Source organism: Oceanobacillus sp. CAU 1775, from assembly GCF_054482815.1.
Window position 1 is genome coordinate 92,342 of the sequence record NZ_JBTLRO010000002.1, and the last position, 14,895, is coordinate 107,236.

13 protein-coding genes are annotated in these 14,895 nt (G+C 36.5%); 10 read left to right on the plus strand and 3 right to left on the minus strand.

Going from position 1 to position 14,895, the window contains the following annotated elements:
- Positions 1–50: 50 nt before the first annotated feature.
- The gene (locus ACXYMZ_RS03680) at positions 51–1,427 is read right to left on the minus strand and encodes an aspartate kinase (RefSeq protein WP_458947004.1); all 1,377 of its coding nucleotides are present in this window, start codon (positions 1,425–1,427) and stop codon (positions 51–53) included.
- Between the two features lie 107 nt (positions 1,428–1,534).
- The gene (locus ACXYMZ_RS03685; protein ID WP_458947005.1) at positions 1,535–1,765 is read right to left on the minus strand and encodes a DUF2627 family protein; all 231 of its coding nucleotides are present in this window, start codon (positions 1,763–1,765) and stop codon (positions 1,535–1,537) included.
- A 211-nt stretch (positions 1,766–1,976) separates the two neighbouring features.
- Here ACXYMZ_RS03685 and ACXYMZ_RS03690 point away from each other — a divergent pair, with 211 nt between their 5' ends.
- The 7 genes from ACXYMZ_RS03690 to ACXYMZ_RS03720 all read left to right on the plus strand — a co-directional run bounded on the left by ACXYMZ_RS03690 (position 1,977) and on the right by ACXYMZ_RS03720 (position 10,546).
- Positions 1,977–4,025: a sigma-54 interaction domain-containing protein gene (locus ACXYMZ_RS03690; RefSeq protein ID WP_458947006.1), complete on the plus strand. Its 2,049-nt coding sequence runs from the start codon at positions 1,977–1,979 to the stop codon at positions 4,023–4,025.
- Positions 4,026–4,124: 99 nt separating this feature from the next.
- Entirely contained in the window at positions 4,125–5,219 is a 1,095-nt protein-coding gene (locus ACXYMZ_RS03695; RefSeq protein ID WP_458947007.1) for a Leu/Phe/Val dehydrogenase, read from the plus strand.
- 52 nt (positions 5,220–5,271) lie between these two features.
- A complete protein-coding gene (gene lpdA / locus ACXYMZ_RS03700; RefSeq protein WP_458947008.1) occupies positions 5,272–6,693 on the plus strand; it encodes a dihydrolipoyl dehydrogenase in 1,422 nt (473 codons plus the stop codon).
- 29 nt (positions 6,694–6,722) lie between these two features.
- Positions 6,723–7,715 (plus strand): thiamine pyrophosphate-dependent dehydrogenase E1 component subunit alpha, encoded by a 993-nt coding sequence (locus ACXYMZ_RS03705; RefSeq protein WP_458947009.1) that lies wholly within the window; start codon positions 6,723–6,725, stop codon positions 7,713–7,715.
- Positions 7,716–7,729: 14 nt separating this feature from the next.
- Positions 7,730–8,713 carry an alpha-ketoacid dehydrogenase subunit beta gene (locus tag ACXYMZ_RS03710; RefSeq protein WP_458947010.1) on the plus strand — a complete coding sequence of 328 codons (984 nt, stop codon included), beginning with the start codon at positions 7,730–7,732 and terminating at the stop codon, positions 8,711–8,713.
- A gap of 16 nt (positions 8,714–8,729) precedes the next feature.
- On the plus strand, positions 8,730–10,007 hold the full coding sequence (locus ACXYMZ_RS03715; protein ID WP_458947011.1) for a dihydrolipoamide acetyltransferase family protein: 1,278 nt from the start codon (positions 8,730–8,732) through the stop codon (positions 10,005–10,007).
- Positions 10,008–10,114: 107 nt separating this feature from the next.
- Positions 10,115–10,546, plus strand: coding sequence for a BrxA/BrxB family bacilliredoxin (locus ACXYMZ_RS03720; RefSeq protein ID WP_458947012.1), 432 nt, complete (start codon positions 10,115–10,117; stop codon positions 10,544–10,546).
- Between the two features lie 65 nt (positions 10,547–10,611).
- On the opposite strand, the gene prli42 is transcribed toward ACXYMZ_RS03720, so the two are convergent.
- On the minus strand, positions 10,612–10,737 hold the full coding sequence (prli42, locus tag ACXYMZ_RS03725) for a stressosome-associated protein Prli42 (protein WP_458947013.1): 126 nt from the start codon (positions 10,735–10,737) through the stop codon (positions 10,612–10,614).
- A 124-nt stretch (positions 10,738–10,861) separates the two neighbouring features.
- On the opposite strand from prli42, the gene ACXYMZ_RS03730 reads away from it, so the two are divergent.
- The 3 genes from ACXYMZ_RS03730 to ACXYMZ_RS03740 are packed head-to-tail and all read left to right on the plus strand — an operon-like array spanning position 10,862 to position 14,893.
- Positions 10,862–12,502: an acyl-CoA mutase large subunit family protein gene (locus ACXYMZ_RS03730; RefSeq protein ID WP_458947014.1), complete on the plus strand. Its 1,641-nt coding sequence runs from the start codon at positions 10,862–10,864 to the stop codon at positions 12,500–12,502.
- Positions 12,503–12,515: 13 nt separating this feature from the next.
- Positions 12,516–13,337 (plus strand): methylmalonyl-CoA epimerase, encoded by an 822-nt coding sequence (mce, locus tag ACXYMZ_RS03735; RefSeq protein WP_458947015.1) that lies wholly within the window; start codon positions 12,516–12,518, stop codon positions 13,335–13,337.
- A complete protein-coding gene (locus ACXYMZ_RS03740) occupies positions 13,337–14,893 on the plus strand; it encodes an acyl-CoA carboxylase subunit beta (RefSeq protein WP_458947016.1) in 1,557 nt (518 codons plus the stop codon). The genes mce and ACXYMZ_RS03740 overlap by 1 nt, the downstream gene beginning before the upstream one ends.
- Positions 14,894–14,895 lie beyond the last annotated feature (2 nt).

Sequence of the window (14,895 nt, forward strand, 5' to 3'; positions counted from 1 at the left end):
TTATAAAAAAACTCACTGTAGCAATAAAAATGCTGCAGTGAGTATCTATATTATGCTTGAGGTTCTGATTGATTGGTTTCTTCTATAAAATAATGATGATATAACGATCGTATTGCTTTTTCCATATCATCAGCTTGGATACCAAACATCATAGAAACTTCTGAAGATCCTTGGTTAATCATCTCAATATTCACATTGGCTTTTGCAAACGCAGTTGTTGCGCGATTTGCAACACCAACAGAATTAACTAGACCTTCTCCAACAATCATAATAATAGCAATCCCTCTAGATATACTAACTGTATCTGGGTTTAATTCCTCTTTAATTCGTTTTAGAATTCGTTCTTCTTTTTCTTTCGGGAAATTACTTTCTCTAAATACAACAGACATATTATCAATCCCTGAAGGAGCATGTTCGAATGATACACCTTCATCCTCAAAGATACTTAATAGTTTACGACCGAATCCAATTTCGCGGTTTAAAAGATACTTACTGACATATAAACTACAAAAACCTGTATCACTCGCAATTCCTGTTACTATTCGATCGTTTAGCTTTTTCTCAGCAACTATTAACGTTCCTTCTGCACTAGGATTGTTGGTGTTTTTAATACAGACAGGAATTTTTGCATTTACTGCTGGAATCAGCGCTTCATCGTGAAAGACAGAAAATCCAGCATAAGAAAGTTCACGCATTTCTTTATATGTTAATTTTGTTATTTTTTTAGGGTTTTTAACGATATTAGGATTTACAGAGTAGACAGAATCAACATCTGTATAATTTTCATATAAACTAGCCTTCACACCTGCTGCAATAATGGATCCAGTAATATCTGATCCTCCCCGTGAAAATGTAACGAGTTTACCTTCATCTGTATAGCCAAAGAACCCAGGTATAACGAAAATACCTTCTTTGTTTCTTAGTTTATATATCTTCTCAAAACTTTGTGGCAAGATTTGGGCATTCCCTGGCTCGTCACTTAAAATCATTCCTGCTTGCTTAGGATTTAGATAAGCTGCGTCGATTCCAATTGACTGTAGGTAGGCACTAAGAATTCGTGCGGAACTATTTTCCCCAATCGATTTTACAGCATCCATTAAACTTTCATCAGAGTCTGTAATAAGTCTAACTTGATGAAGTGCTGCGCTAAATTCGTTTAATAATTCATTCGGGAGATTTAAAGTTGTTATAATTTCTTTAAAACGATCCATAATATTGGAGAATTGTAATTCATATGGTTCTTCATTTATGTACGCTGTACCTAGGTCAATTAGTAAATCAGTTATCTTGATGTCTTTATCATGTCTTTTGCCTGGAGCTGAAACCACGATAAATTTACAATCTGGATCATTCTTTATTATTTCGCCAACTTTTTTAATTTGATTTGCATTGGCCATCGAACTTCCGCCAAATTTTGCAACTTTCATTTATTATCCCCCTCAAGCTCGCTTGCACGACAATTTTCTAACTATAATACCACATATTCAAACTAAAAATAATATTAATGAAAAAAAAGAAGGTAAAATTCCATTTCCTATGAAATTTTACCTTCTTTTCTTTTATTTTTTCTGTCACGGAATACAATAAAACCGCCAAGGAATACTATTCCACCAACGAATAATAATAGACCAACGACAAACTGAATCCAAGAATAGAAAAATATTGCATAAAATGTATCAAACATTGTGTCGCGCATTAGTTTAATTCCGATTGCAGCAATAATTCCTGGAATCAACAATACAAGTATCGCAAAATTTCTAACCATTTTAATTCTCCTCAAGTAACTACTTAACTCTTTAATATCTAGCTTTATTATAACAAATTTAACTAAAAAACGAAATGAACAAGTAATTATCAGATATTTATCGTAAAAATGAAAATACTTGCAAGAAAAAATAAGATACAAATATTGTTTGCAAAACTATTCATGTTAAAGTATCATAAACATATGCAAATTAATGCAGGGTGGTGAATGAATGAAGCGTGTGCTCATTATTGGAGCCGGAAAAGGTGGAACAGCTTTAATTCATATTATTCGCTCGACATCAACGATGGAAATCGTAAGTATTGTTGATCGAAATGAAAGCGCTAACGGAATCAAGTTAGCGAAAGAGTTACATATTCCAACTGGTACAGATTGGGTGGAATGGCTTGATAAAGATATTGACATTATCATGGAAGTTACAGGTGATGGAGATATACTAGAAGAAATTATTAATCGTAAAAACAAAAACACATTGGTGATTCCTGGAGCTGTAGCTTACGTGATTTCTCAATTAGTTGATGAGAAAACATCACTACTTGATCAAATAAAGCAGCAAATGGACAATCAAGAACTAATCCTTAACCATATTGGAGACGGTATGATTGTTATTGATAATTCAGAGAAGATTCAATTTGTTAATGAAAAAGCTATTGAAATTGTTGGACGTAAAAAAGAAGAGTATATTGGAAAGCCTATTACCGAAGTTATTACACATTCAGAATTACCAAGAGTGTTAAAAACAAGGGAAAAAGAAGTTAATCAGAAATTCACACTCGATAATGGAAGACGGATTGTTTCAAGTCGGATTCCATTAATAAGTGAGCAAGGTAATTTGATTGGGGCTTTTACCGTTTTTAAGGATATTACTGAGGTAGTAAAGCTTGCAGAAGAAAACACTGATCTTAATGAAATCAAAAATCTTTTAGAAGCAATTATTAAATCATCCTACGAAGCCATTAGTGTAGTAGATGAGGATGGAAATGGAATAATAATTAATCCTGCTTATACAAGAATTACAGGATTAGCTGAGCAAGACGTCCTTGGTAAACCAGCAACCGTTGATATATACGAAGGTGAAAGTATGCATATGAAAGTTTTGCAAACGGGAAAGCCAGTCAATGGTGTAAGAATGAAAGTAGGTCAAAACAAGAAGGATGTAATTGTAAATGTTGCGCCAATCATTGTGAATAATAAAATTAGAGGAAGTGTCGGGGTACTGCATGACGTCTCTGAAATACAATCTCTAACCGATGAGTTAAACCGAGCACAACAAATCATCCGTAATCTTGAAGCGAAATATAGTTTTAAAGATATTATTGGTTCTTCTCCAGAATTAACTTTGGCACTAGAACAAGCCAAAGTAGGGGCTAAAACTCCTGCTTTAGTTCTTTTACGTGGAGAGTCTGGTACAGGGAAAGAGTTATTTGCCCATGCCATTCATAATGAAAGTGAAAGAAGACATAAGCCTTTTATTCGAGTGAATTGTGCAGCAATTGAGGAGCCATTATTAGAAATAGAATTATTTGGCTCAGAAGCAGTGAAGTCATCTACTTCTAAAGAACTTGCGAAGGTTGGAGCTTTTGAAAAGGCTAATGATGGTAGTATCTTTTTAGATGAGATTGGTGAACTTTCCTTAAACATGCAATTAAAAATCCTACGCGTCATCCAAGAAAAGGAAATTATGCGTGTTGGAGGGACAGAAGCGGTTCAGGTTGATGTGAGAATTATCACCTCGACGAATATCAATCTTGAAAGAGCAATTATGAATCGTAAATTCCGTGAAGATTTATATTATCGGTTAAATAGATTGCCTATTTTTATTCCATCGCTAAAAGAAAGAAAACATGATATACCAGAGCTGGTCAATCACTTAATACAAAAATTAAATAATGATTACGGAAGAAACGTCATCTCGGTAGATCCTGAAGCTATAAAGCTGTTGGAAAAATACAACTGGCCAGGAAATGTTCGCGAATTAGAAAACGTCCTAGGTAGGGCGATGATAAATATGGATGTATATGATGAGACGATACTTAAAGAACATCTACCTAAATTAGACCATTCTTTATTACAAGAAAAAGATCCTAATTTTATTTTCGCAACTTGGGAACCACTCACTGATGCTGTAGACAAATTCGAAAAAGAATATATAGCAGAGGTATATAAGAAAAATAATTATAATAAAACAAAAACGGCCCAGGTTTTAAATATCTCTTTAAGAAATTTATATTATAAAATCGATAAGTATCAACTCGATTAGTAGACATTCAAGAATAAAGCGCTTACATTTAGAATGTAACGTGATAAACTAAGTTAGAAGTAAAATTTATATATAAATAAAAAACAGGGAGGATTTACAATGCAAATATTTAATTACATGGAAAAATATGATTATGAACAATTGGTGATTTGCCAAGATAGGGCTTCAGGTTTAAAAGCCATTATTGCGATACATGATACTACTTTAGGGCCTGCTTTAGGCGGAACAAGAATGTGGACATATGAATCAGAAGATGCGGCTATTGAAGATGCACTTCGTCTAGCTCGAGGAATGACATATAAAAACGCAGCTGCAGGCCTAGATCTTGGTGGTGGAAAAACCGTTATTATCGGAGATCCTAGAAAAGATAAAAACCCTGAAATGTTCCGTGCATTCGGAAGATATATTCAAGGATTAAACGGTAGATATATTACTGCAGAAGATGTTGGAACGACTACAGAGGATATGGACTTAATCAACCTTGAAACAAGCTTTGTTACAGGAACATCTCCAACAACACCAGGTGCAGCAGGAAATCCTTCACCAGTAACTGCTTATGGTATATATAGTGGAATGAAAGCTGCAGCAAAAGAAGCTTTTGGAAGTGATTCTTTAGAAGGTAAAACAATTGCTGTTCAAGGTGTAGGTAACGTAGCATATGCGCTGTGTGAGTATCTTCATAAAGAAGGTGCAAATTTAATTGTAACTGATATAAACAAAGAAGCTGTACAACGTGCTGTGGATAACTTTGGTGCAAAAGCAGTAGATCCTGATGAAATATACGGTGTTGAATGTGACATTTATTCACCATGTGCTTTAGGTGCTACAATAAATGATCAGACAATTCCACAGTTTAAAGCAAAAGTTATTGCAGGTTCTGCGAATAACCAACTTGCAGAAGAAAGACACGGGGATGTTATCCACGAACTCGGAATTATTTATGCTCCAGACTATGTAATCAATGCTGGTGGTGTTATTAACGTAGCAGATGAACTTGCAGGTTATAATAAAGAAAGAGCATTAAATAAAGTGGGGATTATTTACCAAAACCTTGAGCGTGTGTTTGAAATTTCTAGAAGAGATAATATCTCAACTGCAATTGCTGCAGATCGTATGGCTGAAGAAAGAATTAAGAATGCTCGACTTTCACGTAGTCAGTTCCTTACGAATGGCCAACATATCTTAAATCGATAATTTAATTGATAAAAATACTGTATGAAATAGATAAAAAATCAGGGGTGACAAAATGGCAGATGATTATGATTTAGTTGTTTTGGGTGGAGGACCGGGTGGCTATGTCGCAGCTATCCGTGCTTCTCAGCTCGGATTAAAAACTGCAATTGTTGAAAGTAAAAAGCTCGGAGGTACATGTCTTCATAGAGGGTGTATTCCTACTAAAGCGTTACTAAGAAGCGCGGAAGTATATCGTCAAACAAAAGAGGCAAATAGCTTTGGTGTTGAAACAAGCGACACGAAGCTGAACTTTGCTATGGTCAATGAAAGAAAAACTGGTATTGTAGATAAATTACATCAAGGTGTTCAAGGATTGATGAAAAAAGGGAAAATTGATGTTTTTGAAGGATACGGTAGAATTCTCGGCCCAAGTATTTTCTCACCTACAGCAGGTACGATTTCTGTAGAGTACGCAAATGGCGAAGAAAATACAATGTTAATACCAAAAAACGTCATTATTGCAACAGGATCAAAACCAAGAACGTTACCTGGACTTGAAATTGATGGTCAATTTGTAATGACATCTGATGAAGCGCTCGAAATGGAAAGCTTACCGGAATCAATTGTCATTATCGGTGGTGGTGTAATTGGTATTGAGTGGGCATCTCTCTTAAATGACTTTGGAGTAAAAGTTACGGTGATAGAATACGGAAAACAAATATTACCTACTGAAGATGTTGCAATTTCAAAAGAAATGGAAAGATTATTAAAGAAAAAAGGCATCACGTTTATTAAGAATGCGAAAGTAAATGGTGAAAGTGTTGAGAAAAGCGATCAAGTATCAATCCAAGCAGAAGTAAAAGGTGAGATGCAGACATTTACTGCTGATAAAATCTTAGTATCTGTTGGAAGAGAAGCAAATGTTACGAATATCGGTTTAGAAAATACAGATATTGTTCTTGAAAATGGAGTAATTAAGACAAATGGATTTTACCAGACGAAAGAGTCACATATCTACGCCATTGGCGATGTAATTGGTGGCCTTCAACTTGCTCATGTGGCTGAACATGAAGGTGTTATTGCTGTTGAACATATCGCAAATCAAACGCCTGCTCCAATCGATTATAATTCTGTTCCGAGCTGTATCTACTCTGGCCCTGAAGCTGCTAGTGTTGGTTTAACAGAGGCACAGGCAAAAGAACAAGGATATGAGATTAAGGTTGGCAAGTTTCCTTTTGCAGCAAATGGTAAAGCACTTGTATTTGGAGAATCAGATGGATTTGTAAAAATAATCGCGGATAAAAATACGGATGATTTATTAGGTGTGCATATGATTGGTCCACATGTGACGGATATGATATCTGAAGCTGGACTTGCAAAAGTATTAGATGCAACTCCTTGGGAAATTGCATCCTCAATCCATCCACATCCAACATTATCAGAAGGAATTGCTGAAGCAGCATTAGCTGTAGATGGTAAACAAATACACGGGTAAGTTTTAGATGAATAAGGAGTGAAAATCGAATGACAAAAAATCGTCATGAAAAAGTTGGTTTAACAGATGAGCAAGTAATTGATATGTACCGAACAATGTTACTTGCTAGGAAAATAGACGAAAGAATGTGGTTGTTGAACCGTTCTGGAAAAATTCCATTCGTTATCTCTTGTCAAGGTCAAGAAGCAGCACAGGTTGGTGCAGTATTTGCGCTTGATAGAGATGAAGACTGGTCTGCGCCATATTACCGAGATTTAGGTGTCGTACTAGGGTTTGGTATGACAGCAAAAGATCTAATGCTTTCAGCTTTTGCTAAAGCTGAAGATCCTAACTCTGGTGGAAGACAAATGCCAGGACATTTTGGACAGCGTAAGAACCGTATCCTAACAGGTTCATCACCTGTTACAACGCAATTACCTCATGCTGTTGGTGTAGCATTAGCTGCAAAAATGGAAAAGAAAGATTTTGTTTCTTTTGTTACCTTAGGTGAAGGTTCTAGTAACCAAGGAGACTTCCATGAAGGTTTAAACTTTGCAGGAGTACATAAGCTTCCTGTCATTACAATGGTTGAAAATAATAAATACGCAATCTCTGTTCCATACGACAGACAGGTTGCTAGTGAAACAGTATCTATTCGAGGAAGCAGTTATGGAATGCCGGGTGTTACAGTTGATGGTAGTGATCCAATCGCAGTTTATGAAGCGGTAAAAGAAGCTCGTGAGCGTGCGGTTAAGGGTGAAGGTCCATCTCTTATCGAAGCGATAACTGTTCGTTTAACTGCACATTCAAGTGATGACGATGATCGCTTGTATCGTGAAAAAGATGAACTTGAAGAAATAAAAAAGAACGACCCTGTACATCTTTTCGCAAAGTACCTAAAAGAAGTAAACGTGTTAGATGAAGATAAAGATAAAGCAATACATGATGAGTTAATCGCTATTGTAAACGAAGCGACTGAATATGCAGAAGAAGCTCCATATGCAGAACCAGAGGATGCTTTGAGATATGTGTACGAGGAATAGGAGGGACTAGTTAAATGGCAATTATGTCTTATATACAAGCTGTAACAACAGCATTACGTGAAGAAATGCAACGCGATGAAAAAGTATTTATATTAGGGGAAGATGTTGGTAAAAAAGGCGGTGTCTTCCGTGCAACAGATGGATTATATGATGAATTTGGCGCAGATCGCGTTTTAGATACACCGTTAGCAGAATCAGCAATCGCTGGTGTAGGAATTGGTGCGGCAATGTATGGCTTACGTCCAGTTGCAGAAATGCAATTTGCAGATTTTATTATGCCAGCAGTTAACCAAATTATTTCTGAAGCAGCAAAGATTCGTTATCGTTCAAATAATGATTGGAGTGCACCAATTACGATAAGAGCTCCTTATGGTGGTGGCGTACATGGGGCGTTGTATCACTCGCAATCAGTAGAAGCACTATTTGCAAGTCATCCAGGACTTAAAATTGTCATGCCTTCAACTCCTTATGATGTAAAAGGATTGTTGAAAGCAGCAATTCGTGATAATGATCCAGTTCTATTTTTCGAACATAAACGTGCTTATCGTCTTATTAAAGGTGAGGTTCCAGATGATGATTATGTACTTCCAATTGGGAAAGCTGATGTAAAGCGTGAAGGTGACGACATTACAGTTATTACTTATGGTTTAGCTGTACACTTTGCATTACAAGCTGCTGAAAAGTTACAAGAAGAAGGTATCGAGGCACATATTCTAGATTTGAGAACAGTTTATCCATTAGATCAAGAAGCAATTATTGAAGCAGCGAAAAAGACTGGTAAGGTTTTATTAGTTACAGAAGATAATAAAGAAGGTAGCATTATCGGAGAAGTTGCAGCTATTATTGCTGAAAATTGCTTGTTTGATTTAGATGCTCCTGTCCAAAGACTAGCTGGACCAGATGTACCAGCAATGCCTTATGCACCGACAATGGAGAAGTATTTCATGATTAATCCAGATAAAGTTGAAAAAGCGATGCGTGAATTAGCTGAATTCTAAGTAGAGGAGGATTTAAATGGCTCTAGAAAAAATAACAATGCCACAGCTTGGCGAGAGTGTGACTGAAGGTACAATCACTACTTGGCTCGTTGAGGTTGGCGATCATGTGAATAAGTATGATCCTATTGCTGAAGTAATGACAGATAAAGTAAATGCAGAAGTTCCTTCATCTTTTACAGGCGTTGTAAAAGAATTAGTTGCAGGTGAGGGTGATACACTTGCAGTTGGTGAAGTAATTTGTGAAATAGAAACAGAAGGTAGTTCAGCAGGTGAAACTTCTGAAACTTCTGAAACTCCTAAAAACGATACAAAGCAGGAAGATACTGAGGATACACAGCAAACAGATTCAGATCAATCGATGAAAAAGCGCTACTCACCAGCTGTTTTAAGAATGGCTCAAGAGAACGATATTGATCTTGAGCAAGTTAATGGCAGTGGTCGTGGTGGAAGAATTACAAGAAAAGATATTGAAAAAGTTATCGCATCTGGTGGAACTTCTGCACCATCAGCAACACCAGCTGCAAAAGCTGAGCCAGCGAAGAAGGATGCTCCTAAGAAACCTGCAAGTTCTGCTCCAAGGGCTGAAACACGCGTAGGAGATATCGAAATTCCAGTTACTGGCGTTCGCAGGGCTATTGCTCAGAAGATGGTTACTTCGAAGCAAGAAATTCCACATGCATGGATGACGGTTGAAGTTGATGTTACAAATCTTGTTAACTTAAGAAATTCATTGAAGGATAACTTTAAAAAGCAAGAAGGATACAGCCTTACATTCTTTGCATTCTTTGTAAAAGCTGTTGCGCAAGCACTTAAAGAGTATCCACAATTAAATAGCACGTGGGCAGAAGATAAGATTATTCAGCGAAAAGATATTAATATCTCAATCGCTGTTGCAAATGAAGATCAGTTATTTGTCCCAGTAATTAAGCATGCAGATGAAAAGTCTATTAAAGGCATTGCGAGAGATATCGTTGATTTAGCACAAAAAGCACGAAATGGAAAACTTGGTGCAGACGATATGGCTGGAGGAACATTTACAGTAAATAACACTGGATCATTCGGATCTATTAATTCAATGGGTGTTATAAACCATCCTCAAGCAGCAATTTTACAAGTTGAATCAATTGTAAAACGACCAGTTATTATTAATGATATGTTTGCAGCTAGAGATATTGTTAATCTATCTCTATCACTTGATCACCGTGTGCTTGATGGACTAATTTGCGGGAAATTCCTTGCAAGAGTTAAAGAAATTCTTGAAAATACAAGTGAAGAGAACACTCCTGTTTATTAATAATTGTTTAAATATCGTCGTTTATTAAGCTTTTTAAATTGAATTATTAAATAATACTTGATAAGCTATACTTGTGTTATTTTAAATAATTTTAAGGAGAGGTTCCAATGGATTTCAACCTATTTATGAACGATATCGTAGATGCTGCGAGAAAAGATATATCTGAAGCAGGTTTTAACGAACTGCAAACACCTGAGGCTGTTGAGGAAGCATTTGAACGTGAAGGAACAACTCTAGTAATGATTAACTCTACTTGTGGTTGTGCAGGAGGAATTGCACGTCCAGCTGCAGCAACTTCCATTCACTTTGATAAACGTCCAGATCATTTAGTAACAGTTTTTGCAGGACAAGATCGTGAAGCAACAGATAAAGCGAGAGAGTACTTTGAAGGATATCCACCATCTTCACCTTCATTTGCCCTACTCAAGGACGGTAAAATTGTAACAATGCTAGAAAGACATGATATTGAAGGTTATAGTGCAATGGAAGTAACAAATAAACTTCAAAATATTTACGACGAACACTGTGAAGAAGTTTAATTAAATAAATTAATAGAGACTGACATTAATCGTCAGTCTCTTTAAATTAAGTAATAGATTTAAAATTAGATTAGGAATGCTAGTCCATATGTTAGCGTTGACAATACCATTAGAATAATCATAATATAAATCATGAGCCTCGTTCTGCGTTCTCTTTTAGATTTCTTTTTTACATAATTTTGTTTAGACATACATATAACCTCCTTGTCGAACATACTACTGTATGTATTTTATCGTGAAATCACTTATTGGACAAGGGGCAATTTATAAATATATAAAATAACTTTGAAAACAGACACGAATGGGGGATTTTTTATGGAAGAGAATAAATTAAATCAACGAGAAAATTGGGAAAAAGAAGTCGAGCAAACCGTTGAACGATTTCCGGAGAGACTTGATACGTTTGAAACATCATCAAAGATTCCAGTTGATCGTTTGTATGGATTTGAAGATGATACATATGAACTCGGTTTTCCAGGGCAGTATCCATACTTAAGAGGAATTCAACCTACAATGTATCGAAGCCGATTTTGGACGATGCGCCAATATGCAGGGTTTGGTTCTGCAGTTGAAACGAATAAACGTTTTAGATACTTACTTGACCAAGGGCAGACAGGTTTATCTGTAGCGTTTGATTTACCTACTCAAATAGGTTATGACTCGGATGATGCGATGGCGGAAGGGGAAGTTGGTAAAGTAGGTGTTGCTATCGACACACTTCATGACATGGAGACTTTATTAAATGAAATTCCATTGGATAAAGTTAGTACATCCATGACGATTAACGCTCCAGCAGCTGTTCTTTTATGCATGTATATCGCTGTTGGTGAAAAACAAGGAGTACCATTAGACAAACTAACTGGTACGATTCAAAATGATATTTTAAAAGAGTATATTGCAAGGGGAACGTATATTTTCCCACCGAAACCTTCCATGCGACTAATTACAAATATATTTGAATTTAGTCAAACACATATACCTAAATTTAATACGATAAGTATTTCAGGCTACCATATCCGTGAGGCTGGTTCAAATGCAGTCCAAGAGGCAGCGTTTACTATTGCAAATGGAATGGCTTATGTTGATGCGGCAATTGAATCAGGCTTAGATGTAGATTCTTTTGCACCTCGTCTGGCATTTTTCTTTAACGCACATAATAATTTCTTTGAAGAAATCGCAAAATTCCGAGCTGCAAGAAGAATTTGGGCGAAAATTATGAAAGAGCATTACAAAGCAAAAGATCCGAAAAGCTGGAAGTTAAGATTCCATACACAAACAGGGGGATCTACACTAACCGCTCAACAACCAGACAATAACATTGTCCGTGTTACACTTCAAGCGCTTGCAGCAGTAATGGGTGGTACACAAAGTTTGCACACGAATTCGCGCGATGAAGCATTGTCACTACCTACAGAAGAGTCAGCAAGAATTGCCTTACGAACACAACAGATCATCGCCCATGAAAGTGGTGTGGCTGACACAGTTGATCCATTAGGTGGTTCTCATTATGTAGAAGCCCTTACAGATGAAATGGAAACGGAAATCTTTAAGTATTTAGATAGAATAAAAGAATATGGTGGGGCAGTACAAGCAATAGAAGAAGGGTTTATGCAAAGAGAAATTCAACAAAATGCCTACGAAACCCAGAAGAATATTGAGAAGAATAAAGAAATTATCGTTGGTTTAAATAAATTCAAATTAGATGAAGAGGTTAATCCGGATTTATTAAAAGTTGACGAAGCTTTAGAAAGAGCGCAAATCGACGGTTTGCAAGACATCCGTAAAAATCGCAATCAAGAAGAAGTAGATCTAAAGCTAAATCTTTTAAGAGAAAAGGCTAAAAATCCTGAGGAAAACTTAATTCCTTATATATTAGATGCTGTAAAGACGTATGCATCAGTTGGTGAGATTTGTAACGTATTACGAGAAGAATTTGGAGAGTACTCTGGATTCTAGGGGGGATAAAACGATGGGGAAAATTCGAGTATTAATTGCAAAACCAGGACTTGACGGACACGACCGAGGGGCATTAGTAATCGCTCAAGCGATGCGAGACCATGGAATGGAAGTAATTTACACCGGTCTCAGACAGTCACCACTTCAGATAGTAAATGCAGCTATTCAAGAAGATGTTGATATTATAGGTTTATCATCTCTATCTGGAGCTCATAATACATTGTTTCCTAAAGTTATTGAGGAACTTAAGCACCGTAATGCCGGTGACATACCTGTTATAGGTGGTGGAGTTATACCTAATGAAGATATCCCTTCCTTATTAGAACAAGGAGTGAAGAGGATCTTTACAAGTGGTAGTTCTACGGAAGATATGGCAATTTATATCAAACAATTATTAAGACCTGAGGAAGCAGTGCAACCACCGAAGCAAATTGCTCATATTGGAATTGCGGTAAATAATATTGAGGAAGCTCTACCTTTTTATACGAAAGGCTTAGGGATTTTCGTTGACAGTATGGAAGAGGTTGAGTCTGAAGGGGTTAAAATTGCGTTTTTAAAAATCGGTGAAACAAGAATTGAATTATTAGAACCATTAAATGAGAATTCTCCGATAAAAACTTTTATTGATAAACGCGGGGAAGGTATCCATCATATTGCCTTAGAAGTTGATGATATTAGCCATCGTTTAGAGCAAATGAAAAGTAATGGAATTCAATTAATTAATGAAACTGCTAAAATTGGGGCACATGATAGTCAAATTGCTTTCATTCATCCTAAGGCAGCTAACGGCGTATTGTTTGAATTATGTCAGCCTGCTAAAGGAGAGGAAAATTAATGGATATCTTTGATAAAATTAATGAATTATACGATAAACGACGCCAAGTAGAGCTTGGTGGCGGAGATGAGCGAATAGCTAAACAACATGATAAAGGCAAAATGACCGCGAGAGAACGCATTGACTATTTAGTTGATAAAGGTTCATTTGTCGAGTTAAACCCATTCATGCAAACGAGAACGACAGACTTTACAATGAATGGTGGAGGTAACAACGGTGAAGGAGTAGTTACTGGGTATGCAAAAATAAACGATCAGCCTATCTACTTATTTGCCCAAGACTTCACTGTTTTTGGTGGTGCATTGGGGGAAATGCATGGTAGAAAAATTGCCGCTGTTATGGACCTCGCTGCCAAAAACAAAGTTCCATTCATTGGATTAAATGACTCAGGTGGAGCTAGAATACAAGAGGGTGTTTCCTCTTTAGATGGATATGGTCATGTATTTTATCGCAACTCAATTTATTCCGGTGTTATTCCTCAAATTTCTGTAATTATGGGCCCGAGTGCTGGAGGAGCTGTTTATTCACCTGCTATTACCGACTTTGTTATTATGGTGGATAAAACATCACAAATGTTTATTACAGGTCCTAAAGTAATCCAAGCTGTTACTGGTGAGAATATTTCATCCGAAGACTTAGGTGGGGCAAATGTTCATAACACCATAAGTGGAAATGCGCACTTTAAATCGAGCAGCGAAGAAGAAGCATTAGACCTTGTAAAAAGCATTCTTTCATACATACCTGCAAACTATAAGGAAAAAGCTAAAATAACACCTTATAAAACGGAAGATATTCAACAAGAGCTCCGTCCTGATTTAACGGAGGTTATTCCATATGACTCTATTCGACCTTATGACGTGAAAAAAGTAATTGCAAATATCGTCGATGAAGAAAGCTTTTTAGAAATACAAAAAGATTTTGCAAAAAATATTGTTGTAGGTTTTGCCAGAATTAAGGGTGAGTCTGTTGGACTTGTTTGTAATCAACCAAAACATTTAGCTGGCGGATTAGATATAGACTCTAGTGACAAAGCTGCGAGATTTATTCGCTTTTGTGATAGTTTCAATATCCCGATTATTACTTTCGAAGATGTTACTGGATTCTTCCCAGGAGTAAAACAAGAGCATGGCGGTATTATCCGACATGGTGCGAAGATTCTTTATGCTTATTCTGAAGCAACAGTTCCAAAAATTACAGTAATTACAAGAAAAGCTTTTGGTGGCGCATATGTGGCCTTAAATAGTAAATCTATTGGTGCAGACTTAGTATATGCATGGCCAAATGCGGAAATAGCTGTTATGGGACCAGAGGGTGCTGTCAATATTATATATGCTAAAGAAATTGCTGAAAGTGATAATCCCGAAGAAGTTAGACAGGAGAAAATCGACACATACCGTGAAAAGTTCGCCAATCCTTATGTTGCGGCAGGATTAGGTATGGTCGACGATGTAATTGATCCTAGAGAAACAAGAATTAAGCTTATTCAATCTCTAGAAATGCTCAGAAATAAAGAAGAAGAACGTCCACATAAAAAACACGGAAACATCCCGCTTTAAAG

What these genes read in the sequence shown, in the direction of transcription:
- ACXYMZ_RS03680 (WP_458947004.1), bottom strand. Translation starts at nt 1,427, where the DNA reads ATGAAAGTTGCAAAATTTGGCGGAAGTTCGATGGCCAATGCAAATCAA.
- ACXYMZ_RS03685 (WP_458947005.1), bottom strand. Translation starts at nt 1,765, where the DNA reads ATGGTTAGAAATTTTGCGATACTTGTATTGTTGATTCCAGGAATTATT.
- ACXYMZ_RS03690 (WP_458947006.1), top strand. Translation starts at nt 1,977, where the DNA reads ATGAAGCGTGTGCTCATTATTGGAGCCGGAAAAGGTGGAACAGCTTTA.
- ACXYMZ_RS03695 (WP_458947007.1), top strand. Translation starts at nt 4,125, where the DNA reads ATGCAAATATTTAATTACATGGAAAAATATGATTATGAACAATTGGTG.
- lpdA (WP_458947008.1), top strand. Translation starts at nt 5,272, where the DNA reads ATGGCAGATGATTATGATTTAGTTGTTTTGGGTGGAGGACCGGGTGGC.
- ACXYMZ_RS03705 (WP_458947009.1), top strand. Translation starts at nt 6,723, where the DNA reads ATGACAAAAAATCGTCATGAAAAAGTTGGTTTAACAGATGAGCAAGTA.
- ACXYMZ_RS03710 (WP_458947010.1), top strand. Translation starts at nt 7,730, where the DNA reads ATGGCAATTATGTCTTATATACAAGCTGTAACAACAGCATTACGTGAA.
- ACXYMZ_RS03715 (WP_458947011.1), top strand. Translation starts at nt 8,730, where the DNA reads ATGGCTCTAGAAAAAATAACAATGCCACAGCTTGGCGAGAGTGTGACT.
- ACXYMZ_RS03720 (WP_458947012.1), top strand. Translation starts at nt 10,115, where the DNA reads ATGGATTTCAACCTATTTATGAACGATATCGTAGATGCTGCGAGAAAA.
- prli42 (WP_458947013.1), bottom strand. Translation starts at nt 10,737, where the DNA reads ATGTCTAAACAAAATTATGTAAAAAAGAAATCTAAAAGAGAACGCAGA.
- ACXYMZ_RS03730 (WP_458947014.1), top strand. Translation starts at nt 10,862, where the DNA reads ATGGAAGAGAATAAATTAAATCAACGAGAAAATTGGGAAAAAGAAGTC.
- mce (WP_458947015.1), top strand. Translation starts at nt 12,516, where the DNA reads ATGGGGAAAATTCGAGTATTAATTGCAAAACCAGGACTTGACGGACAC.
- ACXYMZ_RS03740 (WP_458947016.1), top strand. Translation starts at nt 13,337, where the DNA reads ATGGATATCTTTGATAAAATTAATGAATTATACGATAAACGACGCCAA.